This is a genomic window from Paracoccus alcaliphilus (assembly GCF_028553725.1).
GTDB lineage: Bacteria > Pseudomonadota > Alphaproteobacteria > Rhodobacterales > Rhodobacteraceae > Paracoccus > Paracoccus alcaliphilus.
The window spans coordinates 212,750-238,549 of record NZ_CP067127.1 but is presented as its reverse complement, the minus strand read 5'-3'; the positions used below and the strand labels follow the sequence as shown (position 1 = coordinate 238,549).

Below are 25,800 nucleotides of genomic sequence, written 5' to 3'. Positions count from 1 at the left end.
GCGGCTACTGGCTCGTTCGCTGCGATTTAGCAGACTGGTCGCGGTGCGGTTTTTGGATCATCGCCGTAAGGACAGGATACCGGCTCCGACGATGAGCAACATGCCGAGTGACGAAATTGCATCCGGCACCTCCGCGAAAAAGACCAGCCCCCAGATGACGGCGAACCCGACATAGGCGAAGTCGAAGGTCCCGACCATCGCTGGCGGTCCGTTCTGATAGGCAATGGCCGCGCCGATGCTGCCGATCAGGATCGCCGTCGCCAGCAGGGTCATGGATATCCATTCGGAGGGGCCCATGTCCGACCATGGGGCCAGCAGAAACCCTTGCCGCATCGTCTCGGGCAGCAAGGCGATGACCGCTGCCGCCAGGGCACCGACGATGACAAAGCTGATGTTGAGGGCGAGCGAAAGCATGATTGGATCCTGCTGGCGGCATCTGGTGCGGGTCAGGATCATCGCTCCGGCATAGAGCATGGCCGAGATCAGGGGCAGGATCGCATAGGCGTTGAAATCCCCCGCTTCGGGGCGAAGGATCAGCAGGACGCCTGAAAAGCCGATGAATACCGCCGCCCAGCCGGCGCGCGAAATGCGATCTCCGATGAACAGGGCGGAGAACAGAGAGATGAAGATCGGGAGCGTGTAATAAGCGGCGGCAGCCGCCGAAAGCGTCAGTTCCGGCAGCGAAAGATAGTAGCAGACCCACATGCCGACCAGCATCAGGCTGCGCAGGGCGACCCAGGGAATCGCATCTGGCAACCGGAATTTTCCCTGTGCTTTCGACGCCAGAACCCCCAGCAGAACCGGAATGACGATAAGCGAACGGATCACGAAGATCTGCCAGATGACGAAGCTGCCGCTCGTCATCTTGATCAGTGCATCGCCCAGGGAAAGCGCCAGCACGGTCAGGATGATAGTGCCCACCGCAAGGGGAATGTTGTCGCCGCGCTGATCTTGCAGGCTGGTTTGCGACATCCGGGTCTCCTCCTGCATGCCCCTTGGAACGTTAGGGGAACATTCAGGCGCTGGCAATGACGGCAGGTCACGACGAGAAACGTTGCCATAGCCGGAATCTTCAGTTAATAGATCGATATCTATTGAGAGGTTGATTCGATGGAAGAGAAACGGGCGCTTACCGCCTTCTCGGCGCTGTCTCAGGAAACCCGGCTGCGGATCATCAGGCTGCTGGTGACAGCGGGGCCGGAGGGCCTGCCTGCCGGCGCCATCGGCGAGGCGATGGACGGGGCCACATCCTCGCGGATGTCCTTTCATCTCGGCCATCTTGAACATGCCGGGCTGGTCACGTCGCGGCGTGAGGGGCGGCAGATCATCTACAGCGTCACCTATCAGGCATTGTCCGACCTGATCGCCTTCCTGATGCGCGATTGCTGCCAGGGGCGACCCGAGATCTGCGCCCCGGTCGTCGCCGCGCTGTCCTGCTCCTGCGAACCCGATAAGGATCAAGCTCATGCCTGACCAATCCCCCCGCGTGCTCAACGTGCTGTTTCTCTGCACCGGCAATTCGGCACGCTCGATCATCGCCGAAAGCGTCCTGCGCCAGGATGGCGGGGGGCGGTTCCGGGCCTTTTCGGCCGGCAGCCAGCCGCAGGGCGAGGTCCATCCGACCGCGCTGAGGGTTCTGGAGAACTTCCATTATCCGACCGACGGGCTGCGCTCGAAAAGCTGGGACGAGTTCGCCGGGGCGGATGCGCCGGTGATGGATTTCGTCTTCACGGTCTGCGACCAGGCCGCCGGAGAGACCTGTCCGCTCTGGCCCGGCCAGCCGATCTCGGCGCATTGGGGCGTGCCTGATCCGGCCGTTGCCACCGGCACGGGTCTGGAACGGGAAATGGCCTTCATCGATACATTGCGCATCATGAAGAACCGGATCCCGGTCTTCACCGCCCTGCCGATGACAACCCTGAACCGCGCAAGCCTGACGACCAGACTGCGCGAGATCGGGCAATCGGAGGGCGCGACCCAGCCCCGGACGGATGTGGCCTGAGGGCGGATCATGGACATCATCATCTATCACAACCCCGATTGCGGCACGTCCCGAAACACGCTTGGCCTGATCCGCAATGCCGGGGTCGAGCCACATGTGATCGAATATCTGAAATGCCCGCCAAGCCGGGAGCTGCTGGTGCAACTGATCGCCCGCATGGGGATCACCGCCCGCGACCTGCTGCGCGAGAAGGGCACGCCTTACGCCGATCCTGGCCTCGGCGATCCGGCGCTGAGCGAGGATCAGCTTCTGGATGCGATGATGGCCCATCCGATCCTCATCAACCGGCCCATCGTGGCCAGCCCCAGAGGCGTGCGGCTCTGCCGCCCATCCGAGGCGGTGCTGGATCTTCTGCCCCCGCAACAAGGCGCGTTCTCGAAAGAGGACGGTGAAGCCGTGGTGGGCGACGACGGCCAGCCCGTGACGCCTGCATCATAACCGCCTGACCCTGACCGGAGACAGATCAATGACCTCCCCGACGCCGCCTTCGCGGCTGTCCTTTCTCGACCGCTGGCTGACATTGTGGATCTTCGCAGCCATGGCGCTCGGTATTCTGCTGGGGACGCTGTTCCCCGGCCTTCCTGGCGCGCTCGATGCGCTGTCGCTCGGCACGACCAACATTCCCATTGCCATCGGCCTGATCCTGATGATGTATCCGCCGCTGGCCAAGGTGCGCTACGAGGAGCTGCCCCGCGTCTTTGCCGACCGGCGGGTGCTGGTCCTGTCACTGGTGCAGAACTGGATCATCGGCCCGGTGCTGATGTTCGCGCTGGCGGTGATATTTCTGCGCGACCATCCCGAATACATGACCGGTCTGATCCTGATCGGCCTGGCGCGCTGCATTGCGATGGTGCTGGTCTGGAACCAGCTGGCCCGAGGCGACGGCCAGTATGTCGCGGCGCTGGTCGCCTTCAATTCGGTGTTCCAGATCCTGTTCTTCTCCATCTATGCGTGGTTCTTCCTCTCGGTCCTGCCGCCGCTGTTCGGACTGGAGGGAAGCGTGATCGACGTGAGCTTCCGGACCATCACCTTGGCGGTGCTGATCTATCTTGGCATCCCCTTCGCGGCCGGGTTCCTTACCAGGCGAGTCCTCGTCGCCCGTAAGGGCGAAGGCTGGTATGAGGCCGCTTTCCTGCCGCGCATTGGCCCGATCACGCTGACGGCGCTGCTGTTCACCATCGTCGCCATGTTCAGCCTGAAGGGCGGCGATGTGGTCCGCCTGCCGCTGGACGCGTTCAGGATCGCGGTGCCGCTGGCGCTCTACTTCGTCATCCAGTTCCTCGTCAGCTTTGCGATGGGACGGTTGATCGAAGCTGACTATCCCCGCACGACGGCCATCGCCTTCACCGCGGCGGGCAACAATTTCGAGCTGGCGATCGCGGTCGCCATCGCCGCCTTCGGACTGGCCTCGCCGGTGGCCTTCGCGGCAGTGATCGGACCGCTGGTAGAGGTGCCGGCGCTGATCCTGCTCGTCCATGTTGCGCTGCGGCTCGGGCGGCGATGGTTTCCCCATGAAGCCACGGCTCAGGAGGTGAAAACATGACCCTGCCGGACCTGCCGAACCTTGTCCCCGCCTCGGTGGAGATCCCCACCCTTCGGTGCTTCGACCTGCCGCGTGCCACGCATCCGCCGCGCATCCTGTTGCTCTATGGCTCACTGCGCGCGCGCTCCTACAGCCGGTTGCTGACGCTGGAAGCGGAACGTCTGCTGCGCCATTTCGGGGCGGAAACACGGGTGTTCGATCCATATGGCCTGCCCCTGCCGGATGGGGAAGACGAAAGGCACCCGAAGGTGCAGGAACTGCGCGAGCTGTGCCAGTGGTCCGATGGGCAGGTCTGGACCAGCCCCGAACGGCATGGGGCAATGTCGGGCGTGATGAAATCGCAGATCGACTGGATCCCCCTGGCTCTTGGCGCGATCCGGCCCACGCAGGGGCGGGTGCTGGCGGTCATGCAGGTGTCGGGTGGATCTCAGAGCTTCAACGCCGTCAACCAGATGCGCATTCTGGGCCGCTGGATGCGGATGCTGACTATCCCGAACCAGTCTTCGGTTGCCAAAGCGTATCAGGAATTTGACGAGGCAGGCCGCATGAAACCCTCGCCCTACTACGACCGGTTGGTGGACGTGATGGAAGAGTTGGTGAAGTTCACGCTGCTGACCCGCGATCTCTCGCCTTATCTGACCGACCGCTACAGCGAGCGAAAGGAAACCACGGTCGCACTCGAGGAACGGGTGAACCTGAAGGCCGCGACATGATGGCGGGTAGGACCGGTATCGCCTAGAGTGATGATCCGACACGCAGGCGTATCGTGCGATGAAGAGCTGCCTGCCAAGTCTGACACGAACAACTGAACCAGGCGAGATGACCGCGCGGCGCTTTGACCATCTGCTTCTGGCGGAAACCCATGCCTCATCCGATTTCTCGGGCCAAATCGTATCGCAGCCGATCGGCGGCTACGAGGATTTGCGCACGACGGATTGCGTCGATCAGTATTTCTCCGATCGCCGGAGAAGCATTTGAGGCCTCCACAGCCTGAAGCAAGCGGACCATGTGTTCTTCTATGATCGTCATGGATGGCCTTTCTGGATAAGGAACGGCGAGCTAGGCAATCAAAACTGATTCGTCCAGACAAAATGAGCAAATAAGCGTCATGTAGGGGATATGGTTCCGCCGAACTCGGCATCATCGCCGACAAGTGATGCGAGAAGGCCGACTGATTGCGTTTGGCATGGCTCTGTTTTGAACAGTTCGATGACTTGCCGCGGCGCATCGCGAAATTCGACGCGAAGATTGCGGGTCCTCTTTGCCGTAGACAGTGATGGAATAGCTGATGCGGAGCGTCAGGTTGTTCGGCGCGCAACTCGCGTGCGCGTCATATCGCCTGGAGTGCTGGGCAGCTGATGCAAATACCTTGGCAAATCACCTCGACCGTCAGGCCGCGACTATCGGTCTTTCCTGAAGGCATCAGTTTTGGCAGTGCCGAAGGATACATGGTTCGACTCAGGATGATCAGCTGCCGACGCGTTTCGTCGGGGTATCGCTGCTCCCGCCAGAGGTCGAGAGTATGCCCGTTACGGATGACTTCCCGTATAGGCCGCACCCCGAAGGCGCGAGCGACCGCCGGATTTCCCTGAGATCCGCAGGGCGATGCAGGATATGACCGGCAAGCGATCGCCTGAACCAACTGTTCGTGACAGCCCGCCAGATCAGTGATTTCATGGGCACAGCGCCCAGCCTCCCTGCAGGCCTCCTTCCGCTGCCATGCCCGTCACGGTTGAACGCTGCCGGGCAAAATGCAATGTCGTGATGGTCTGCGTGAGAGAGGTCCGGTCGTGCCCGATTCCAAATCCAGGACGCCACTGGCCGATCAGAGCTTCTTTCTGTCGCCCCAACTTAGCAAAGGCCGTGATTCGGATGACGATATCGATCTGAACATCATCGCCAGCACCTATCGCTCGATCATCGACGAGCATGCCTTCGATGAAATGGTTGCGAGTTGGGAGGCCAAACTGGAAGTGCCCGGTGGAAACGTCGCGTATCCCAAAGTCTCCAGGGGTCTTTTCAGCCAGTTGCTGACCTTCCGCACCACCCTGGAGAAGCTGGACCTCCCGACGGAAAGTGACCCGCTGAAACTGGCGGTCTCCGAAGTGCCCGGCCCGGCGATGGTGCTGTCTCCGGGCGGCAATGTCGCGGTCATCAACATTGCGGGCGAACGCGCTTTCGGCAAACGACAGGGCGCGTTCATGGACGCGGGCGTCATCGCGCCCAATTCTCTGGAGGACTATCGCGCGCTGTTGCGCGCCGCCACCGGTCAGGGCAATGCGGCACAGGCGATCCTGACGATCCTGCCCGTCGCCGAGGACTATGGCGAATCCTTCCTGGCCGAGGCCTACCTGATCCGCATGCCGGGCCAGAGCGGTGCGCATATCGCCATCCGCTCTCTGGAAATCGCCTGGGGATCGCGGATCGCGGATCGTCTGCAACAGGCCTTCGGCCTGACGCAGGCTGAATCCGAAGTCGCGCATCTGTTCTTCCGTTTGCGCAACCTCGAATCGATCGCGACCCAACGAGGCGTATCGCTGCTGACGGTGCGCACCCAGATCAAGACGATCATGGCCAAGATGGGCGCGCCGTCGAATATCGACCTGATGCGTCTGCTGGCCATGATCGCCAGTCGCGAACATGTCGGGCTTCGGGGCGAAGCCCCTGTCTGGCACGATCCCCTGGGCCGTGAAAAGCTGATTGCGATGCCCGATGGACGCAAGATCGCATGGACCTGGATGGGCGCGAAGCGGGGCGTGCCGGTGGTCATGCTTCGCGGATTGCCGATGACCTATCTGCTGCCCGGCGATGGAGAAGCCCGGCTGCGCGATGCCGGCATCTGCCTCTATGTTCCGTCACGCCCCGGTCACGGGAACAGCACGATGGACCCTTCGCTTGACGTGATGAGCGACAATCTGATCGCATTGCGGGCCTTTCTCGATCAGGTCGTCGACCGCCCCTGCCTTGGCGTCGGATTGGCCAGCGGCACCTTGCCGCTTGTGGTCGAGGCGGTCGCGGATCCCTCGCGCTTCCACGGAATCCTTGCGGTCGGTTTCTCGTCCGGGATCGACCCTTCGGGAGTCCGGCGTCTGCCGCAGATTCAGCGCACCCTGCTGCACCTCGCAGACAGCGCGCCCTGGGTGGCCGAACTGATGGCCAAATCCGGGCACAGGATGATGCGCCAGCACGGCCTGGACTGGTATCTGGAACGGGCCTTCCGCAATACGCCGCTGAACCAGCAAACGGTGCGTAATCCCGATTGGACGGCATTGATCCGAAACGCCTGTGAGCATTTGCTGAAACAGGGTCACGCGACCTTCGTGCGGGAATTGCAGCTTTCGCGCCATCGCATGGACAGCGCGCTGCGGGAGCTTGCCATCCCCATGCGATATCTGGCGCCTCTCGAGGATGCCGGCATCGACCTTGCATCGTGCAGGCAGCTGGAAAAGGTCAATCCCATGATCACGGTCGAGCCGGTGCCCGATGCGGCCGAACTGGTCTTCTACCAGCGCAATGACCTCATCCTTGATCGTATCATCGCCTCGGCACACCGAAACTGAGGCGCATACACCAATCAGCGTATGACGAGGCGGTTCGACATCCGCTAGAGCCGCCATTCAAGGCATGTGGTCGATGCGGTAGTGAATTGTTCAGCTTGTCATGACCGGTGCCAGGCAGGTCTTCGGACTGTCGGTTTCGCGATGCAATGAGGGATTGATGAGCGACGCAAGCATTATGCGGCCAGGCCGCCAGGCACCGGAATACGTGACCAGCCCGGACATGGCAGCCTTCACCATCGGGCAGATCGTCATCGCCTTGCTGGCGGATGGTGGCGAGGTTTCGCTGGAAACGGTGCGCAAGCAGTTGATCCGGGTCTCGATGGGGCATTGCCGCACCCTGGATGCCCGGGTGAGCGCCGAAATGGCGCTCGGCGCCCTCGATTACATCAAGTCCCGGTTGCTGGCCAATAAGCTCAGGATATGTCCGAATTGCTGACGTTTGACATCCCTGCCTCTTGGCAGTGACGGGCCACCTTTCGGCGTCTTCGCGCCGATGAAACGAGCCGGCGACGATGGGGACAAGAAGGTCATTGCCCTGTTACCGTGTCGTGCGACACTGATCCAATCGAGACAAAGATCATTTTGGAATAATGAGCACAACGAACGATGCCCGTTTCTGGGATCGGGCCTCACGAAAATATGCCCGGAGTGCGATTGCGGATCAGGCCGGGTATGAGCGCACCCTCGACCGTGCCCTCGGCCTTCTGGCACCGGATGACCGGGTGCTGGAACTGGGTTGCGGAACGGGAACAACGGCGCTTCGTCTTGCGGCTGGCGTGAAAAGCTATCTCGCGACGGATATATCGCCGGAGATGATCGCCATCGCGAATGAAAGATATGCCGGCAATCCCGTGCCGGGCCTTGTCTTCGATACCGCCACCGCCGAATCCGTGAAATTCGGGCCATCCGGATTCAATGCCGCTCTTGGTTTCAACTACCTTCATCTCGTCCGCGACCTGCCCGGAACGTTGAGCCAGATTCACGCTCTGCTTGCGGCGGAGGGCCTGTTTGTATCGAAAACACCCTGCATCGGCGATATGAACGTTCTGATCAAGTTCGCCCTGCCCGTGATGCGCGCGATAGGAAAGGCCCCCTATGTGGGCGTCTTCCGGGAAACCGAACTGAAGCAGCGTATATCGACCGCAGGCTTCGAGATACTTGCCATGGAAAACCATGCAACAAAGGGTAGCGGGTTCCGGCCTTACATCGTGGCGCGAAAGAGATGATACGGCCATCCGGTTGATCCCCGTCATCTGCCTAATATTTCCGCAAGCTCTTTCGCGTCGATGTAGCAGATCGGTCGCGGTCTGGACGGAGCGGGCGTTGCAGATACAGTTTTAATTCTGTTGCCAAGTGTGATACTTCCGAGCCATGAAAATCGTGGTGCTTCCAGGTCTCGACGGCACAGGCCGCTTGTTGTCAGATTTTACTGCATCTTTGCGTAAAAATTTCGACGTTGAGATTGTTTCCTATCCACTGGACATGACCTCTTATGAAGAGATCCGCAAATGGATTGGCCCTCGCCTGCGGCAGGATGATTATGTGATCGTCGCCGAATCTTTTTCTGGACCGGTAGCGATTGATATCACAGCTCAGCGTCCACGAGGTTTGCTGGCGACCGTCTTTGTCGCCAGCTTTGCCCGTGCACCAAGGAAGTTGCCGCAGAATCTTTTGAGCTTATTGAAATACGTTCCGCATTTTCCGGGTATGATCGCAGTTGTGAGCAGGCCCTTCGTTACCGGACAAGCAGCTTCAAACGCGTTTGCGGCCAGTTATAGGTCGGTGTTGCGAGAAGTCCCGTTGAGCACTCTTGTCGATCGTTTGCGAGCGGTATCGCAAGTCGACCTGCGGGAAAGATTATCCGAAATAAGCGTGCCCTGCGCGTATCTGCGAGCAACTAAAGACCGGTTGGTTCCGATAGCGATATCGCAGGACTTCAATGGGCACTGCCAATCACTCTTGCCAATTGAAGCGCCCCATTTCGTTCTGCAAACGAAACCAGAAGAAGCCGCTGAGCGTATTGCACAATTCATCTCATCTCTTGGATGAATGACCGCTCTGGGCTCGTTCGCGTCGAGCGCCACAAGGCCGTTGAATGCTGGCTTCCCACATGGGGCGCCATCTGAGGGGGCAGGTCTGGCCTGCCTGGCTGGCCCGACATTAAGCGAGGCGTAGCCGAGCACGATGATGTAGGCTCCGAAATGCCGGTCGCTGATGCGCAGCAAGGTGAATTTCATCACCAGAAATGCACAGCGCTCAGCAGGATGACGACGTCCAGACCGTCTGGGCAGGCATCTCTTCGCTACGGATGGGTGACCGGATGCGTTGCGACAGCCCCCCGTGAGGACACGCGCGCTGCTTAGGCTGAGGATCAGGCTGACGAGGATGCGCAGGTGTCCGTAAGCATCCGTCGCCGACTTCCGTCCAATTCCTACATTGCCTCGACAGGACCTGGCCATCCATGTTCCGCCTGCCATCCTGAAAGTCCGGCAGAAATTTTTCAGCCACATCTGCTAGAAAATTTCGTAGGCTGCCCGGACAGGTCTCCCTACCCACCAGAGGATAGACGACATGATATCATTCAAGGCTTATCCTTTCTATTTAGCTGCTTCTCTTGTTTTCGCGCCGGTCGCGCATGCGTCCGGTGCCTGTGACCATGTCAACCGGATCGACAATACCAACGAGAGGAATTCATTTCGCGCCTTTGTCACCGGCGCTCTGTCCGCGCCGCCAGACCCGGCACAGGTGACGATCGTCAATGTCCTGCAACAGGCGCCCTGGACCATCGTCGGCGCGGAAATTCCCGATGCCGATGGCGTGGGATATTTCCTCTATCAGGCGCAAGACACCAAGCAGCTGTTTTACGGAATCTGGGGCGGCATGGCGGACCCATCGGAGGCTGGCGAGGTCGCCAGATGGGCTACCGATCAGGGATCACCGCCGGAATTGGCCAGATGCTTCGCCAGCATCGCAACCGGCGGCTGAACCAGGCGCAAAGCGGAATGGCGGGGTTGCTTCACTAACGCTAGCAGGGCTTGCCTGCGGAACGAAGTCCCCCGTTGATGCCGGTCCAGTCGCATGCAAAGGTTTGGGACTTTGCCGTTATTGAACGAGGCGAATATGGCGGACGAGCTGGACAGGATATTGATCGTCGGCAACGGCGGAAGCGGAAAGACCTGGCTGTCAGGCCGGCTTGCAAGTCGATTGAGGTTGCCGGTGATACATATGGATGATCTGCGCTGGCAGCCGGGCCGTTACGGCGTTGCTCGCGACAACCAGATTGTCGCCCGCGAAGTCGCGGAGGCAGGCAATGCTGAGCAATGGTTGATGGAAGGTGTTTACGGCTGGCTTGCCAGGATCGTTGTGCCCCGTGCCACGACAATGATCTGGCTGGACATACCCGAAGAAGAATGCATCCAGAATGTCAGGCTTCGTGGTATACAGGGTGGCGGTTCAGAGCAGGCGTTTGAGGACCTTTTGGAATGGGTGGCAGGTTATCGCACCCGCAGCAACACAAGCTGTTTTGCCGCCCATCTGGCTCTTTATGACGCTTTTCCGAGCTCAAAGGTGCGCCTGAAAAGCCGTGATGAGATCACCAGTTATCTGGGCAGACTGCCCGAGTAGGCTCTTGGTTGCTGATCCTCCTCGCAATTACTGAAATGACGGTGCTGACGCTGTCGCGGTCATTGACACGGTGCTGTGGCAGGTCAGCAGGTCAAACGAAATCGGTCGTTTTCAACGCTTCCTGCCTGAGCAGGTTGCCAGCACGGCAGCAATGCAGGACAGGACCTCAGCCAATGCCATGCTGCTTCAGCAGTGCCTGCTCGTCGCCGGACACCCAACCGAAAACCTTCGCTTCGCCATCCAGAACCTGCACCAGGTAGTGGACGTCGAAATCAATTCTGGCAGCGTCCTGATCCTTGCGGGCATAGATCGCCGTCCAGGCCACATGAGCGACGCAATGGCAGTCGTCGATCGGTGAGAGGCGGACATGCCGGATGCGCATCTCCTTCGTGCCGATGGCCCGATAATGCGCATAACCTTGCTCCATGGCCTGCCTGAACCGGTGGTCATTCTTGCCGGACGTGACCCCGGCGGGCGAAGCGGCGATAAAATCCGAGGCATAGAGCGCTGCCGCCTCGTCCATATCCATTTCCCCGGCCAGAGATTGCCCGAAGAAGCGTGCGTATCGCTCGAACAGATTCTGCACCTCATGTTCCATCGGTCTTTTTCCGGGAATGCCCGACGTTCGTGCAGTATGGCAGCACAGGCGATAGAGACCGACCGCTGATCCCCTCCGTCATCCGGGGCCGTGGCATTGGCGTTAACTGCCCCTTCCCAGCTGTCGCCCGGACGGCGGGTGATGACGTTGACCACACCCCCCAGAGCCTCGGACCCATAGAGCGAGGACATCGGCCCGCGCACCACCTCGACCCGATCAATGGCGGCGGCGGGAATCCAGCCATGTTCGTAATCCGAATGAGCCACTGCTGACGCCGAAGTGCTGATGCGTGCCCCGTCCACCAGAACCAGCGTATGATCCGTATCCATGCCGCGGATCCTGATGCCGCGATTGCCCAGACCTATGCCATCGAGGGCAACGCCCGGCACGGCGGCCAACGCGTCGCTCAGATCATTCATTGGCCGTTGGCGCAATTCCTGACCGTCAATGACCGTGATGCTGGCAGGTGCGTCGCGCTGGCTGCGCTCTCCTTGCGTGGCGGTGATGACGATCGGATCCAGAAGGAACGGTGTATCGGATTGCTGCGCGTGTCCCACGCAGGCCACGCCTGCCAGAAGCGAAGCAAGGGTCAGGGGTTTTCGAATCGTGAATTGTCGAGCCATGCGCGTCTCCCGAAAGATCGCGGGATCAAATACGTGATAACATCACATAACTCAATGCCAAAATCGCCGATACAGCACAAGGCACTTCGCTCGATCATGCGACCCTACCGTCCGTCGGATGATTGCAGAGAATACTTCTCATCCGTACGGCTTGCCAAACCTTTGGCTGTCGCAGCGGGATCAGCCCGGTTTTGCTGCCGTCGATGGCGATGGGCTGGGCATAGTCGCCGAAGCGCTAATGGGGTCAAGCTCCATCTGCACGATGATCACCGTGCTGGCCGTCGGTTGGGCACCGCTGGCCGCCCATATCGCGGCGCTGGCCACGCAGCCGCTGCTAGCCCCCTCCTCTTCTCGGCTTTCGTTTGACGTAAATTTTCAGCCGGTGACCCACGATCTCGGAGTCATGCTCGCTGGCGATCCTTATCTAAATCTGCTTGATCTCACCCTAGCGAAACTCATGAGGTCTGAATAACCCCGAGCCTCTTGGACGCCTTCACGTCCCATCTTCGGCCACCGTCGCAATTCGGCAGGTGACAGCATGAACAGCCATTCTTGTGAATCCTGTCCCGCGTCCGGTATCATGACGGGTATGCCAGAGGTTCATGCTTCCTTTCCAGCGCGTCCGATCACGGCAGTTCTGGCTGTCGTCATCCGGGACGATCAAATCCTGCTGGTGCAGCGCGCCAATCCTCCGGATGTGGGGCTGTGGGGCTTTCCCGGCGGCAAGGTCGAGTTCGGGGAAACCCTGCTGGCTGCCGCCGAGCGCGAATTGCTGGAGGAAACCGGTGTCAGGGCCGCCGCACGGCGGGTGATTGATGCGGTCGATGCCTATGATCGCTTCGAAGATGGCCGTCTTCGGCAGCATTTCGTGTTGATCGCGGTCCAATGTCAGTGGCAGCAGGGCGAACCCGTCGCCGATGATGACGCGATGGACGCGAAATGGGTTCCCATACAAGAAATGGAAACCGCCCTTGACCTGAGCCGCGACGTTGCGGCGGTGGCAAGACGGGCAGCGTTGTTGGCGTGACGGGAAATCCGGGATATTCGGCGCATCCTCTCCCCGCCCTGGACGCAGTCATTCAGTCACCGCCATTTGCTCTTGTGGGCTGCGAAGGTTCATGAACCATGCCTATCGCCAGCGGTGGAGGATCTGATGCCGGACCCGAAAATCTCGATCGGCTCGGTCATTCTGGCTGCGGGTCAGGCGCGCCGGATGGGGCCGGGCGGGTCTCATAAATTACTGGCTGAATTCGATGGCACGCCTCTGATAAGGCGAACTGCTGAAACCGTGCTGTCCGCTTCCGTCTTGCCCGCCGTCGTCGTGACGGGGCACCGACGGCGCGAAATCGAAGATGCACTGCGGGGCCTGGATCTTCGCCTGCGATTCAACGCGGGCTATGGCTCGGGGATGGGAAGCTCGCTGGCATGCGGGTTCCGGGATGAGGGCCTTCGGGACCGCGACGGCGTGTTGGTGATGCTGGGCGATATGCCCGCGATCACGCCCGATCATGTGGAACGACTCGTCACGGCATTCTGTCGGCATGGGGGCAGCGCGGTCGTGCGGGCAAGTAGCGACGGCCATCCCGGCAACCCCGTCATCATTCCGAAGGCGCTCCATGACTTGATGCGGAACCTGTCGGGCGACCACGGCGCCCGCAGCCTGATCCGGCAATCGGCGCTGCCAGTCGTGGATATCGACATTGGTCCTGCGGCGCTTCTGGATGTGGACACGGTTGAAGCGGTGAAACAGGCGGGCGGCATCCTGAAAGGCTGAGCGGCGATGCCAGCCAGGCGGCTTACGCAAAATGCGTCAATCGCGCCGCCGCGACATCGGCAAGCACCGAGATCGCCAGAGAGGATGCGTCCCTTGTCGGGCCGAACATGCCGATAGGCGCTTTGATCCGGGCGATGTCGGCCTCGGGGATCCCATGATTGCGCAGACGCTCGACACGGGCATGATGTGTCCTCATGCTGCCCAGGGCACCGATGTAGAAGCCCGGCGATTGCAACGCCTTCAGAAGCACAGGCAGTTCGGCATCGGGATCGTGCTGTAAAATGGCGATGGCGGTATAGGCGTCGGCCATCCCCTCAAAAGCCTCTATGCCCCGCTGTGGATCAAGAAGCATCACATCATAGCCCGAGCATTCGGCCAGTCGCATCAGGTTTTGCGCCTCGATCGTGCGGCCCGAGATCATCAAACGGGTCACCGGGTGATAGACCGACAGGAAATCCTCACCACCCCATCCGGCGCGCTCGGGCGGTGGCGTACAGGCCAGCGCTTGCATTTGCGGGGAATAGCGCAATGCGGCGGGCCGACGCGCCTTCAGGCATCGAAGGACGCATTCGATCGCCTTCACATCGCGCAGAACATGGATGGCGACGGTAATTCCGCCACCACAGGGCAGGACGATGTCGAAGAAGGGAGAGCCCTCGCCGTAGATCACCGTCCGATCACGCCCTTCGGCCATGGCCAGCATGGCCTCGGTCGCGACGGCGGCTTCGACGCAGCCACCCGACACGAAACCCGCATAACCGCCATCCGCCGCTATGACGACATGCGCGCCCAATGCCCGCGCCGCGCCGCCACGAATGCCGGTCAGGGTCGCAATCGCGACGGGACCGCGGCTGAAGCTGGTCACCGCAAAGCGCAGCAGTTCCACCGGATCGTCGGTCTGCATCGCCCGAACGGGCGTTGGCGGTCTGCAAAGGGTTTCCGTCGTTTGGGTCACATCCTGCCTCGTCAGAAATCAGCCGCCGGTTCGGGGCGTCCTTGCGCGAAAGCAGGCGCCGCAGCGCCTGCCGCCATGGGAAAGCCGGGCTTCAGGCCTCCCCTCCTTCCGCGAGGTCGAGCTTCGACAGGGGCAGGCTGCGGACACGACGTCCGGTCAGGGCCGAGACCGCATTCGCCACCGCCGGCGGCACGCCCGGCACACCCGGTTCGCCGATGCCGCCCATGGGCGCGCCGCTTTCGATGATGCGCACATGGACGCGCGGCATGCGGTCCGGGGTCAGGATCGGATAGCCGTCGTAATTGCGCGCCTGCGGCATGCCATCGACATAGACGACCTCCTCGAACAGCGCAGAAGACAGCCCCAGCGCGACCGCAGAGTTCACCTGCGCCTCGATGATTGCCGGGTTGACGATGCTGCCCGGATCGATGGCCACCCAGACATCATGCACCACGACCTCGCCCTGCCGGATCGACACCTCGGCAATCGTCGCGACCTCGCTGCCGAAGGGCGAGGCCATGGCGACGCCGCGCGCGCGCCGGGTGCCATCGCCGGCTTCGAACGGGCCGCGCTGCCAGCCGCCGGACAGATCGGCGACCGCCTCCAGCAGGTTTCTGTGGCGTGGGCTGTCGGCCAGCAGGCGGTGGCGCAACTCATAGGGGTCCTGCTGCCCGGCATCGGCCATTTCGTCGAAGAAGGTCTCATAGAAGAAATCATTCATCGAATGACCGACCGAGCGCCAGAAGCCGATGATCGCCGGATCATCGACATGGACATGCCCGACGCGACGGTTCGCAATCGCATAGACCTTGCCGGCGATGCCTTCGACGGCGGTACTGTCAACCTTGTCCGGCTCGCCCCCGAACCAGCGACCGCCCGGCCCCTCGCCAGCCGCAACGGCATGCAAGGCCACCGGCAGCCCGTCATCGTCCAGCCCCGCGCGGAAGCGCGCGACGGACATGGGGCGCAGGGTGTCGCGCAGGAATTCCTCTTCGCGGCTCCAGATCAGCTTGACGGGGCGGCCCACGGCTTTTGCCAGCAGGATCGCCTGCGGGAACGGGTTCGCGGACTGATACAGGAAATGCCGCCCGAAGAAGCCGCCAAGAATTGGCGAATGGATGATGACCTTCCCGGGTTCGATGCCTGCCACCTTCGCGGCGTCGGCCTGGAACATCTCGGGCGCCTGGTTCGGGACCCACAGCTCCAGCGTGCCGTCATCGTTCCAGCGCGCCAGTGCCGAGGGCGGCTCGAGCTGGCCATGCGCCAGATAGGGTGCGTCATAGGTCGCCTCGACCACCTTCGCCGCACCGGCAAGCGCGGCCTCGGCGTCGCCTTCCGCCTCGAAATCAATGCCGTCGCCTGTCGTCCCCTTCAGGTGGGCCATATGCGCTTCGGTCGAAAAGCCGGCTGGCATGGCATGGGCCGGGCCCGGCGCGGGTTCGCTCCAGGTCACTTGCAGGGCCTCGACCGCCATGCGGGCGCGCCACCAGCTGCTGGCGACCACCGCGACCGCCCCGGGCAACCGGTGGATCGAGTGGACGCCGGACATCTCGCTGACCTCGGATTCGTTCTGCAACTCGTCCGGTTCGCCGCCCAGACGCGGGCTGTGCTGGACGGCGGCGTGCAGCATCCCGTCCAGCGTCAGATCGATGGTGTATTGCGCTTTGCCGGTCGATTTATCATGCGCATCCAACCGCTCGACCGGCTTGCCGATCCAGCGGAAATCGGCGCTGTCGCGCAGGGCCACATCCTCGGGGACCGGCAGGTCGGCAGCAGCATCGGCCAGATCGCCATAGGGAACGCTCTGCCCGGTCGCCGCATGGACCACGCGCCCCGGCTCGGTCGAAAGCTCATCAACCGGCACGTCCAGTTGCGACGCCGCCGCTTGCAGCAACATCATGCGGGCCGAGGCACCCAGCTGGCGCATGGCATCATAGCTCATGCGCACCGACATGCTGCCGCCGGTAAAGCGACCGCCGCCGACCAGCAGATAGTCCGGGCCGGGCGGCGCGCCCTCGACGGTGAAATCGGCCGGATCGACGTCCAGTTCCTCGCCGACGATCTGCGCCATGGCGGTAAAGACGCCCTGCCCGCCCTCGATGAAGGCGCTGCGGAACAGGACGGTGCTGTCGGGACGGATTTCGATGAAGGCCGAGACGCGGCGGCCGGGGGCAATGGTTTCCGCCGCCTGCGCAATGGCGCGCCTTGCCGGCAGGTTCACCCCAAGCACCAGCGCCCCAAGCGAGGCGCCGATGAAGCCGCGACGCGACAGCTTGAACGGCTTGCCGGTCTCGGGGGCGTTGTGGAACATGTCATTCATCCTTGCGCCCCCCTTATGCCTGCGCCGCGTCGCGGACGGCCGCCGCGATGGCGTTATAGGTGCCGCAGCGGCACAGATTGACCATCGCGCCCGCGATGTCGTCGTCGTCCGGCTGCGGGGTCTCTTTCAGCAGCGCCGTCGCGGCCATGACCTGACCCGACTGGCAATAGCCGCATTGCGGCACCTGATGGGCGACCCAGGCCTGCACCACCTTTTGACCGACCGGATCATCCTCGATGGCTTCGATGGTCGTGATTTCTGCCCCCGCGACGCTGTCCACCGGGGTGACGCAGGACCGCATCGCCATGCCGTCGACAAGCACCGTGCAGGCCCCGCATTGCGCGACGCCGCAGCCATATTTGGTGCCGGTCATGCCCAATTCGTCGCGCAAGACCCAAAGCAACGGGGTATCAGGCTCGATATCGACTTGATGGGTGGTGCCGTTGATCGTCAGATCCATGGGTTTGCTCCTCAGCTTTGAAGTGGCACAGGACGGTCCGGTCGCTGCTTCAGACACCCCGGTCGGGGGATCCTCCCGCCACTCGGCAACGGGAGGATCCCCCGACAAAGGACAAATGTCCACTATAGCATCAATGACATCCCGGTTTTAGGCGTGGATCGTCGATTGCCTTCATGAATCATCCGTATGCGGCGGCTGTGGCCCATAGATTTCGTGGTTTCTCATTCGCCAGCGAGACACGCATGATACGTTCCATATCTGCGCAATGCTGGTGGATGAACCCCATGAATATGTGCGAAAGGCGATGGGATCATGGCTCCGTACGGCGGGGAACGTAAACCCGGATGGATTGATCGCGTTCCTCGATAAACATGCCTCCCCGGGAAACGGGCCCGTTCGGACATGGTGCCGGGCGGACGGAATGGTCTTCTGGATTTCAGAATGTCCGGCCCCTGTATGGCTTGTGGTCCGCCTTCGGGTGCACTTGCAAAGGCGATCAGGCTCGTGGATATCGGTGAGCGAGCGCAGAAGCGGGAAACAGGAAACAGCAGAAAATGGATCTCGGCGCAGTGCCACAGACTCAGGCGATGCAGGCCTATGAGCGGATGGAAGAGATGATCATCACGCTGGAGCTCAAGCCCGGCAGCCGGATCTCCGAGGCCCAGATGAGTCAGTATCTGGGCCTCGGCCGCACACCCGTACGCGAGGCGATGCAGAGACTGGCGCGCGAGGGGAATCTGCGGATCCTGCCGCGCGCCGGGGCGATCGTCTCCGAGATCGACGTGGCTGACCAGTTCAAGCTGATCGAATTCCGCCGCGAGGTGGAACGCTTCGTGACAATCCGCGCCGCGCGCCTGGCCGATGCCGACGCCCGTGCGACCTTTACCCGTCTGGCGCAGCAGTTTGACGAGGCCGCCGAGACCGACAGTGAATCGCTGTTCATCGACACCGACCGCGAATTCAACCTGCTGGTCGTTGCCACCGCCGACAACAAATATGCCGAGGCCACGATGGCCAAGATCCAGGCCCAGACCCGGCGTTTCTGGTATCTGACCTTCAACAGGTTCGGCGAACTGGACAAGGTGGGCCGGGCACATGCCCGGATCGCCGAGGCCATTGCAGCCAATGACGAAGAGACGGCGGGCGCGGCTTTCGAGGCGCTGATCGATTATGTCGAGGAATATACCCGCCGCACGGTGCTGGCGCTGTTCTGAAGCGGGCGGAGCTTTGGCCAGACCTTTGGGCGGGGTGGAACCATGGAGGAGGGGTTCGGTCCGCCCCGCCCGCCGGGCTACGGAATCGTGAGACAGGCGCAGTGGCAATGACTGCGCACCGATTGCGAGACGCTGCCCTGCAGGAAGCCGTGGATCCCGCCGAGTCCGCGCGTGCCCATGACAAGCAGATCGGACTTTTCCTGTTCGGCGGCCTCGATGATCCGCTTGTTGGGGCTGCCATTGGTGATATGCGTGGCCACCTTCCTCACCCCCGCAGCATTGGCGTAATCCTCGGCGCGTTTCACGATGAACTCGCCCACATATTGTTCAAGCTTGGGCGACAGCGTGCGCCTGCCGCGCGCGCCCCCGACCGGGATCGGGGCAGAGATGTTCTGCAGCCGGTCGATCTCCCGCCGGATTTCCGGCGGGATCGTGCTGTCTCTCAGGATATGCGTGATTTCCTGGGCGGTGCCGTGATGAATTTCGACATGCAGGATCATCAGGCGGGCTTCGTATTTCACCGCCAGGTCAATCGCCACCTCCATCGCGCGCGAGGCGTGCTCGGAGCCGTCGGTGGGGGCGAGGATGCTGTCAAACATCGGAGCACTCTTCCCCATTGATCCACGCTGAGGGCAGTATTCGGACCGTAGGGGTCACCATCATCGCCATCAGAAACAGCGCGATACCCGTCCAGGGCAGCGCCGCACTTCCGTTATGCAGACCATAATAGATCATCGGCAATGCGATCACGGCAGTGAGCCCGGCGACGACTTGCAGTTTGGTCATGGTGTTCATTGGTTCTCTCTCCCTTGGTTGGTTCAGGCCACGAAAAGTACGCAGGCCCCGATGATGACGGCGACGATGGCAAAGAGCGGTATGGTGATCTTGAGCACCTCGCCCTCACGGCCCAGAATTCCCGCCGTCGTGGTGCCGAGCAGCACATTGCCGGGTGCGATCATGTTCCCGGCCGCCGCCCCGGCGGTCTGCGCCCCGAGGATCGCGGGGCCGTAAAGCCCGGTCACCTGTGCAGTCGATTGCTGAAATGTGCCGAACAGCAGGTTCGAAGCCAGGTTCGACGTCGTCATGAACGATCCCAGCCCGCCGACCATCGGCGCGAGAAAGCCATAGCCCTGACCCATGGCCGCGGCCACGCCCTGCGCCAGCACGTTCACCGCGCCCGATCCCGCCATCACATTCGACATTGCGATCAGTGCGACCACCGCGATGGTCGAGGGGATCGACTTGTCCACCGTCCGGCTGACGATCCGGCCCAGTCCGCCCTCGCCCATAGTGCCGAAGCTTTTGAAGGCCAGACAGCCGACGATCGCCGAGATCAGCAGAAAGGTGCCCGCATGGGTCAGCGGCGCGAAATGGGTGACGCTGGCCGGGCGCACGAAGCCCAGTTGGGTCACCGTTTCCGGAAAGCTCAGCCCGAAGGACCAGGTGCCGAGCGCGGCCTTGACCGGCGGGATCAGCAGCACCCCGAAGGTGACGATGAGCAGGGCGAAATACGGGATGAAAGCCTGTTGCAGGCTCATCTCGTGGGCGCCCTTGCCCGAAGCGAGGGTGGCGCTGCCATCCTCGTTAATTTTTATCGCGACTGCCTGGGTCGGCTGGGCGCCACCGGCCGGGGCAGCCGTCTGCGCTTTGGCGTCGGCCTCGCGGCGTTCCTCGGTGAAAATATGGCTGGTGGCCGGTTTCGGGTCGCGATACCGCTTCAGCCGGCCCAGCACGAAGATCGACACGAAGGCGACGCTGGAGGCGATGAAGCCGTTCAGCGTGTCGTTCCACTGCGACAGGCCCAGGGTCAGGCCGCCTTGCAGCAGCGACATCACGATCACGACCGGAAGCCCTTTGACGATACCGTTCCAGCGGTCATAGAGCCAGCAGACCAGCAGCCCGCCAAACAGGTTCAGCACCCAGATGAAGCTGGCCGCGTAAAGCGCTGTCTGCGCCGCCGTGACCATATCCATCCCCGTAACTTCCTTGAGGCCCAGCCATGCGACGGCCAGCGTGCCGAACGTGTTGTTCCAGGCATGTCCGATCAGCGGGATCGTCACCGCGTAAAGCGGCCGCACTCCGATGCCCACCAGCAGCGGCGCGCAGACCGCGATCGGCACGCCGAACCCGGTAACGCCCTGCAAAAACGAGGCGAAGGCCCAGCCGAACGCCATCACCTGCATCAGCGGATCGGGCAGAAGCTGGGTGATACCCCGGCGCAGCGGCTCGAAAGCCTGACCTTCGTGCGAGACCTCGTAGAGAAGGATCGAGGCCCAGACGACATACAGAACCGTCAATGCGCTCCAGATGCCCTTGGCATTTTCAAAGCCGATCACGTCGAGCGGCGCATCGAAATAGAAGAAGGCGATGACCAGGGCCACAAGCCAGGACAACGGACCGGCCTCGGCGGCACCCCAGTTCGCGCCCAACATGAGCAGCAGCAGGATCGCGAGCGGCAGGAAAGCCAGACCCCAGCTGATCCACGTGATATCTAATGTCATTATTTTCCTCCCGGAATGGACCTTTGGCCCGTTGGACCGTTCTGTGCGGCCTTGTTCCCTGCTCGTCTTACGGAAAATGGCGGGCGCCTCCCCGCGCCCGCCATTCCCGTTTGTTACCAGCCTAGCGCGACGCCATCGCCCCGCGCATCGGCCCCGGCGGCCAGCACGCCGGTATCGGGATCGCAGCGGATCGCGGCGGCATGTCCGGTCAGATCGCTCCATTCGCCGACCGGCTCGACCGTGTGGCCCCGCGCGCGCAGATCATCCAGCGCGGCGGCGCCAAAGCGCGTCTCGACCCGCAGCGATTTGGTGTCCTCGCCCCAGGTCCGGCCATAGAGCCAGCGCGGCCGGTCCAGCGCGGTCTGCACGTCCAGACCGTAATCGACCACGCGCGAGGCGATCATGGTGCTGGTCTGGGGCTGGCCTTCGCCGCCCATCGTGCCGTAAACCAGATAGGGGCGCCCGTCCTTCAGCAGCATCCCCGGCATCAGCGTGTGGAAGCACAGCTTGCCGCCTTCCAGACAGTTCACATGGTTGTCGTCCAGTGCGAAGGATGAGCCGCGGTTTTGCAGCAGAACCCCGGATTCGCCCGCGACGAAGGCCGAGCCGAATTCGTGATAGATGCTCTGGATGATCGAGACTGCGTTGCCATCCTTGTCCACCACCACGGTGCAGGTGGTGTCCTGGCCCATCGGCTCGCGCAGGTCCTCGGCCACATGGTTCATGCGGATGCGGCCGGCGATTTCCTTGGCGTATTCCTTGGACAGAAGCTGGTCCAGCGGGATGTCGCAATGCGCGGGATCGGTCAGATAGCGGTCGCGATCCTCGAAGATATGCTTGCACGCCTCGACAATCAGATGCGTGTAATCGGGGCTGGTATCGGGGATCTTCGACAGGTCGAACTGTTCCAGCACATTCAGCAGCATCAGATGCACGAAACCTTGCGAGTTCGGCGGATGCTGGCACGCGGTCAGGCCGCGATAGGTGGTGGTGATCGGATCGCTCCAGATGCCGTGATGCTCGTGCAGGTCGGATTTCTGCCAATAACTGCCCTCGGCGCCCAGTGCCCGCACGATCTCGTCGGCGACAGGGCCTTCATAGAACCCGGCGCGCCCCTTGGCGGCGATGGATTGCAGCGTCTCGCCCAGTTGCGGCAGGCGCATGACGCTGCCCGCCTCGGGCGGCTTGCCGCCGGGCAGATAGGCGTTGCGGGTGCTGGCGGTCTGGGACAGGATATCGAACCGGTCCATCGAGAACTGCGCCTGTCCGGCCGAGACCGGGAAGCCGTCGCGGGCATAGGTGATCGCGGGTTTCAGGATCTCGTCCAGCCCCAGCCGGCCAAAGCGCTCATGCGCCTTGCACCAGCTGTCCACCGCCCCCGGAACCGTCACGGCGGCCAGCGGGCCACGTTCGGGAATGCGCTTGTGCCCGGCCTTGCCATAGAAGTCGCGACAGGCATCCTTGGCCGAGCGTCCGGTGCCGTTCAGCGCATGCACCTTGTTCTCGGCACTGTCATAGATCAGCCAGAAGGCGTCGCCGCCGATACCGGTCATATGCGGATAGACGACGCCCAGGGTAGAGTTGATGGCAATCGCCGCATCCACCGCATTGCCGCCCTTCTGCAGGACCCCAAGGCCCGCCACCGAGGCGAGGTAATGCGGCGATGAAACGGCGCCACTCCTTGCCTGCATAAGTGCACGAGTGTGTTGAGCCATCGGTGAACCTCCCAATTCATCTGATATGTCAGTGGTATGTTATGTGAAATATACCACCAAGCAATGAATTTTTTTGATCCAGACAACCTTCTGGAATCACTGGGATAAACGCCGATATCGAATTTATTTTATTCACAGCGCGCAGGCATGGATTGCTGAAATTCGGCCCGGAGCGCCGCTCCTCCGGCAGGATAAGCGCCGTAATGGAGCCAATCAGGCGCGCCCGAACCGATCGCGAATCGTGGCGAGGATATCGAAGCGGGGAAACACGATCGGTCACATCAAGCTGGTCGAAGTCGTTTGGTCCGCTGCTTCTGTGTCGCGGCCTGTTGCGGGGCAGCTTTCTGCGGATCAAGGACCGCAAGAGGCACCACTTCGCTGCAATCCCCGCTCGCAGACGCGCCGGCAAGTCCTCCCGAGTGATCGTTGGCGGCAATTGGTGAAGCTGTCGCCGCACGCTGGCAATCGATTCGCCATAGCGCGAATAGGGCACACACTCTCCGCTGCCAGAACAGCCCTGCTGAGTGACCAAGACCTCGATCGAACAGACATCCTCTCCGAATGGCTGTCCATCATAAACGTGCCACTCGGCTCAGGCCTCCTTTTAGGAATCCGCGCCTGAGCCGAGTGCTCCACTTGTCTCTTGCCGGTCCATCTGCAATCTGCCGAGCACTGTCATGGAAGATACTCCCCTTCGATGGCCGTACTTGAGGCGGCGATTAGCCGTGATGGGTGTTATCACGCACCTACGGCTTCCGAGAGCGTCGGATAATCAATGTAACCCTCGGCGCCACCGCCGTAATAGCTTGCGCGGTCGGGTTGGTTCATCGCAGAGCCGGATTTCAGCCGTTCGACGAAATCGGGCGTCGAGAGCACGAACTGACCGTAGGATTCCATCTCGGCCAGCCCGGACCTCACGTCCGATCCGACATCTTCCAGCGTACGGCCGGGACGGTTGACGATCAGCGCCTGATCCCAGAGCGCGCGGATATCGGCCAGCAGCGGCTCATTGCCCAGATGCATGAGATGGACATAGGCCAGCCCCAGCCTGTTCAACCCGGCGACGAGATGGCGATAGAGTGCCGGCCCTTCGGGGCCTTCCTTCAGCCCACCCAATGTCGCGCCCGGCGACAGACGGATGCCGGTCCGGTCCGCGCCGATCTCCTCGGCCACGGCCCGGGCGATTTCGATCGCGAAACGGGCGCGGTTCTCGATGCTGCCGCCATAGGCATCCGTTCGAAGGTTGGCATTCGGCGCAAAGAACTGCTGCACCAGATAGCCGTTGGCGCCGTGGATCTCGACTCCATCCGCGCCTGCCTCGATGGCGTGGCGGGCGGCGTTGCGGAAATCTTCCACGGTCTGCCGGACCTCATCGGTGGTCAGCGCACGCGGTTCCGGGATCGACTGCATGCCGGTCGCGGTAAAGATCCGGTCATCCGGCGCGACGGCAGAGGGGGCGACAGGCTGTCGATGGTGCGGCGTGTTGTCGGGATGCGAGGTTCGCCCGACATGCATCAACTGAATGAAAATGCGTGAACCCGCAGCATGAACCGCCGAGGTGACATGCCGCCAGCCCTGGACATGCGCCGCTGTGTATATTCCCGGCGTGGCCAGATAGCCCTGACCATCGGCCGAGGGCTGCGTGCCTTCCGCAATGATCAGGCCAAGTCCGGCGCGTTGCGCGTAATAACGGGCGACCAGCGGTCCCGGCGTACCATCGGGCTGTGCCCGGCTGCGCGTCATGGGTGCCATTGCCAGCCGGTTCACGGTCTCAACGGCTCCGATTTTTGCAGGGGTCCAGATATCTGACATCGTTTCAAGTTCCTTCGCTCGTATGATTGCCGGGCCGATCGCTGTGGCACGGGCGGTTTCTGATCATTTTTTGCGGTCCGGGAACCTGTGGGGTTCCCTGCCACCTGCCTGCAAGTTAGTGTTTCACCAGAAGGCAAGAAAGGCCGAGATATGAAACATAGTGGCCCATTTATGGAACAGATGGATCTCGAAGCGCTCGCGCTGTTTGTCGCCGTCGCCACGCATGGCGGGCTGAACGCGGCCAGTCGGGAAACCGGCGTGCCCCGGGCGACAATGTCGCGGCGCATCCGGCAGCTCGAAACGGGTCTCGGGGCGCTGCTGCTGGAACGCGGTCGTGGTCAGATGCGTGTCACCGAAGATGGCCGGCTGCTTTTCGAGCGCGCCGCCCCTCTCATGGCCGACCTTGCAGCCGTTGCAGACCAACTGCGCGCCCGGGACGGGCAGGTGCGCGGCAGTCTTCGCATCAGTGTCCCGAATCTGATGGCGCGGACCGGCATGGGCGCGATCGCCGCCAGCTTCGTCAGGAAACATCCGCAGATTCATCTGGAGATCGATATCGACGATCGCTTCGTCGATCCGGTGGCAGAGGGTTACGATCTGGTCATCCGCGCAAACCCGGCTGCCACGTCTGACCTTGTCGGCAGGCGCTTCCTTCGCAGTGAAATCCTGCTTGCGGCCCTGCCTGAAATGCCGATTCCGTCCGAACAGGACGCATTTGTCGACGCCGTGATCCTGACCGCAACAGGCAGTCAGACGGCCTGGACCGTGGAATGTGGTGACCGCCAGCTTCGGGTCATCCCGCGCGAGACCTTGCGGTGCTCATCGATGATGCTGGTCTATGACGCGGTGCTGGCCGGCGCCGGCGCCGCATTGCTGCCGGCCTGGCTGATCGCCTCGGATCTGCGCAACGGTCGGCTGCGGGCATGGGGCAAGGTTCCCGGCCGCGAGATCGAGGCCTGGGTGCTGCACGCTCGCAGTCACCTGACCAGCCCGAAGGTACGCGCCTTCGTGGAGACACTTGTCGACGTCTATCGCAATCACGGAAGTGCGGATCAGTCGGTCCGGGTCGATCCCGCGTAAGCCGCCTTTTGCTGCGGCG

General features: G+C 62.1%; 28 protein-coding genes and 1 pseudogene. 18 read left to right on the top strand and 11 right to left on the bottom strand.

Annotated features, from left to right (window positions below; translation table 11 throughout):
• Positions 1 to 57 precede the first annotated feature (57 nt).
• A complete protein-coding gene (locus JHW40_RS23225; RefSeq protein ID WP_272849143.1) occupies positions 58 to 1,287 on the bottom strand; it encodes a DMT family transporter in 1,230 nt (409 codons plus the stop codon).
• On the opposite strand from JHW40_RS23225, the gene JHW40_RS23220 reads away from it, so the two are divergent.
• From JHW40_RS23220 to JHW40_RS23165, 12 genes are all read left to right on the top strand, one after another.
• Positions 1,171 to 1,473, top strand: coding sequence for an ArsR/SmtB family transcription factor (locus JHW40_RS23220; protein WP_244519096.1), 303 nt, complete (start codon positions 1,171 to 1,173; stop codon positions 1,471 to 1,473). The genes JHW40_RS23225 and JHW40_RS23220 overlap by 117 nt on opposite strands.
• Complete coding sequence (locus JHW40_RS23215; RefSeq protein WP_090610314.1) at positions 1,466 to 2,002, top strand: arsenate reductase ArsC; 537 nt, start codon at positions 1,466 to 1,468, stop codon at positions 2,000 to 2,002. The genes JHW40_RS23220 and JHW40_RS23215 overlap by 8 nt, the downstream gene beginning before the upstream one ends.
• Positions 2,003 to 2,011: 9 nt before the next feature.
• The gene (arsC, locus tag JHW40_RS23210) at positions 2,012 to 2,440 is read left to right on the top strand and encodes an arsenate reductase (glutaredoxin) (RefSeq protein ID WP_090610315.1); all 429 of its coding nucleotides are present in this window, start codon (positions 2,012 to 2,014) and stop codon (positions 2,438 to 2,440) included.
• A 28-nt stretch (positions 2,441 to 2,468) separates the two neighbouring features.
• Positions 2,469 to 3,545 carry an ACR3 family arsenite efflux transporter gene (arsB, locus tag JHW40_RS23205; RefSeq protein WP_090610316.1) on the top strand — a complete coding sequence of 359 codons (1,077 nt, stop codon included), beginning with the start codon at positions 2,469 to 2,471 and terminating at the stop codon, positions 3,543 to 3,545.
• Entirely contained in the window at positions 3,542 to 4,258 is a 717-nt protein-coding gene (gene arsH / locus JHW40_RS23200) for an arsenical resistance protein ArsH (protein ID WP_090610317.1), read from the top strand. Before arsB ends, arsH begins: the two co-directional genes overlap by 4 nt.
• Before the next feature lie 106 nt (positions 4,259 to 4,364).
• Positions 4,365 to 4,523, top strand: coding sequence for a hypothetical protein (locus JHW40_RS23195; protein ID WP_170851710.1), 159 nt, complete (start codon positions 4,365 to 4,367; stop codon positions 4,521 to 4,523).
• An 812-nt stretch (positions 4,524 to 5,335) separates the two neighbouring features.
• Positions 5,336 to 7,105: an alpha/beta fold hydrolase gene (locus tag JHW40_RS23190; protein ID WP_090610318.1), complete on the top strand. Its 1,770-nt coding sequence runs from the start codon at positions 5,336 to 5,338 to the stop codon at positions 7,103 to 7,105.
• Between the two features lie 157 nt (positions 7,106 to 7,262).
• Positions 7,263 to 7,541 carry a hypothetical protein gene (locus JHW40_RS23185; protein ID WP_244519092.1) on the top strand — a complete coding sequence of 93 codons (279 nt, stop codon included), beginning with the start codon at positions 7,263 to 7,265 and terminating at the stop codon, positions 7,539 to 7,541.
• Positions 7,542 to 7,695: 154 nt separating this feature from the next.
• Entirely contained in the window at positions 7,696 to 8,331 is a 636-nt protein-coding gene (locus JHW40_RS23180; RefSeq protein ID WP_090610320.1) for a class I SAM-dependent methyltransferase, read from the top strand.
• 145 nt (positions 8,332 to 8,476) lie between these two features.
• Positions 8,477 to 9,154, top strand: coding sequence for an alpha/beta fold hydrolase (locus JHW40_RS23175; protein ID WP_139208094.1), 678 nt, complete (start codon positions 8,477 to 8,479; stop codon positions 9,152 to 9,154).
• 522 nt (positions 9,155 to 9,676) lie between these two features.
• Complete coding sequence (locus JHW40_RS23170) at positions 9,677 to 10,090, top strand: hypothetical protein (RefSeq protein ID WP_090610321.1); 414 nt, start codon at positions 9,677 to 9,679, stop codon at positions 10,088 to 10,090.
• 135 nt (positions 10,091 to 10,225) lie between these two features.
• A complete protein-coding gene (locus JHW40_RS23165) occupies positions 10,226 to 10,729 on the top strand; it encodes a P-loop NTPase family protein (RefSeq protein ID WP_211657196.1) in 504 nt (167 codons plus the stop codon).
• A gap of 166 nt (positions 10,730 to 10,895) precedes the next feature.
• On the opposite strand, the gene JHW40_RS23160 is transcribed toward JHW40_RS23165, so the two are convergent.
• Positions 10,896 to 11,327, bottom strand: coding sequence for a hypothetical protein (locus JHW40_RS23160; RefSeq protein WP_090610322.1), 432 nt, complete (start codon positions 11,325 to 11,327; stop codon positions 10,896 to 10,898).
• Between the two features lie 164 nt (positions 11,328 to 11,491).
• Positions 11,492 to 11,950, bottom strand: a pseudogene (locus JHW40_RS23155) (TonB-dependent receptor plug domain-containing protein); the annotation flags it as partial.
• Between the two features lie 118 nt (positions 11,951 to 12,068).
• Between JHW40_RS23155 and JHW40_RS23150 the strand changes: the two are divergent.
• The 3 genes from JHW40_RS23150 to JHW40_RS23140 all read left to right on the top strand — a co-directional run bounded on the left by JHW40_RS23150 (position 12,069) and on the right by JHW40_RS23140 (position 13,724).
• Complete coding sequence (locus tag JHW40_RS23150) at positions 12,069 to 12,422, top strand: hypothetical protein (RefSeq protein WP_090610323.1); 354 nt, start codon at positions 12,069 to 12,071, stop codon at positions 12,420 to 12,422.
• Between the two features lie 108 nt (positions 12,423 to 12,530).
• Positions 12,531 to 12,977 carry an NUDIX hydrolase gene (locus JHW40_RS23145; protein ID WP_336390201.1) on the top strand — a complete coding sequence of 149 codons (447 nt, stop codon included), beginning with the start codon at positions 12,531 to 12,533 and terminating at the stop codon, positions 12,975 to 12,977.
• A 126-nt stretch (positions 12,978 to 13,103) separates the two neighbouring features.
• A complete protein-coding gene (locus JHW40_RS23140) occupies positions 13,104 to 13,724 on the top strand; it encodes a nucleotidyltransferase family protein (RefSeq protein WP_090610409.1) in 621 nt (206 codons plus the stop codon).
• 22 nt (positions 13,725 to 13,746) lie between these two features.
• Here JHW40_RS23140 and JHW40_RS23135 read toward each other — a convergent pair whose 3' ends face one another.
• The 3 genes from JHW40_RS23135 to JHW40_RS23125 form a co-directional block, all read right to left on the bottom strand.
• Positions 13,747 to 14,628 carry an XdhC family protein gene (locus tag JHW40_RS23135; RefSeq protein ID WP_090610325.1) on the bottom strand — a complete coding sequence of 294 codons (882 nt, stop codon included), beginning with the start codon at positions 14,626 to 14,628 and terminating at the stop codon, positions 13,747 to 13,749.
• A 142-nt stretch (positions 14,629 to 14,770) separates the two neighbouring features.
• On the bottom strand, positions 14,771 to 16,999 hold the full coding sequence (locus JHW40_RS23130) for a xanthine dehydrogenase family protein molybdopterin-binding subunit (RefSeq protein WP_090610326.1): 2,229 nt from the start codon (positions 16,997 to 16,999) through the stop codon (positions 14,771 to 14,773).
• A 13-nt stretch (positions 17,000 to 17,012) separates the two neighbouring features.
• On the bottom strand, positions 17,013 to 17,459 hold the full coding sequence (locus tag JHW40_RS23125) for a (2Fe-2S)-binding protein (protein WP_090610327.1): 447 nt from the start codon (positions 17,457 to 17,459) through the stop codon (positions 17,013 to 17,015).
• A gap of 208 nt (positions 17,460 to 17,667) precedes the next feature.
• Between JHW40_RS23125 and JHW40_RS24295 the strand changes: the two genes are divergently transcribed.
• Positions 17,668 to 18,060: a DNA alkylation repair protein gene (locus JHW40_RS24295; RefSeq protein WP_090610328.1), complete on the top strand. Its 393-nt coding sequence runs from the start codon at positions 17,668 to 17,670 to the stop codon at positions 18,058 to 18,060.
• Entirely contained in the window at positions 18,029 to 18,673 is a 645-nt protein-coding gene (locus JHW40_RS23120; protein WP_272849142.1) for a GntR family transcriptional regulator, read from the top strand. The genes JHW40_RS24295 and JHW40_RS23120 overlap by 32 nt, the downstream gene beginning before the upstream one ends.
• Positions 18,674 to 18,750: 77 nt before the next feature.
• Here the strand turns inward: JHW40_RS23120 and JHW40_RS23115 are convergent, their stop codons facing one another.
• The 5 genes from JHW40_RS23115 to JHW40_RS23095 form a co-directional block, all read right to left on the bottom strand.
• The gene (locus JHW40_RS23115) at positions 18,751 to 19,272 is read right to left on the bottom strand and encodes a universal stress protein (RefSeq protein WP_170851712.1); all 522 of its coding nucleotides are present in this window, start codon (positions 19,270 to 19,272) and stop codon (positions 18,751 to 18,753) included.
• A complete protein-coding gene (locus JHW40_RS23110; RefSeq protein ID WP_090610331.1) occupies positions 19,265 to 19,468 on the bottom strand; it encodes a hypothetical protein in 204 nt (67 codons plus the stop codon). Before JHW40_RS23110 ends, JHW40_RS23115 begins: the two co-directional genes overlap by 8 nt.
• A 23-nt stretch (positions 19,469 to 19,491) precedes the next feature.
• A complete protein-coding gene (locus tag JHW40_RS23105; RefSeq protein ID WP_170851713.1) occupies positions 19,492 to 21,174 on the bottom strand; it encodes an L-lactate permease in 1,683 nt (560 codons plus the stop codon).
• A gap of 113 nt (positions 21,175 to 21,287) precedes the next feature.
• Entirely contained in the window at positions 21,288 to 22,889 is a 1,602-nt protein-coding gene (gene ggt, locus JHW40_RS23100) for a gamma-glutamyltransferase (RefSeq protein WP_090610333.1), read from the bottom strand.
• Between the two features lie 738 nt (positions 22,890 to 23,627).
• Positions 23,628 to 24,701 carry an alkene reductase gene (locus JHW40_RS23095; RefSeq protein WP_090610334.1) on the bottom strand — a complete coding sequence of 358 codons (1,074 nt, stop codon included), beginning with the start codon at positions 24,699 to 24,701 and terminating at the stop codon, positions 23,628 to 23,630.
• Between the two features lie 171 nt (positions 24,702 to 24,872).
• On the opposite strand from JHW40_RS23095, the gene JHW40_RS23090 reads away from it, so the two are divergent.
• Positions 24,873 to 25,781: a LysR family transcriptional regulator gene (locus JHW40_RS23090; protein ID WP_211657198.1), complete on the top strand. Its 909-nt coding sequence runs from the start codon at positions 24,873 to 24,875 to the stop codon at positions 25,779 to 25,781.
• Positions 25,782 to 25,800 lie beyond the last annotated feature (19 nt).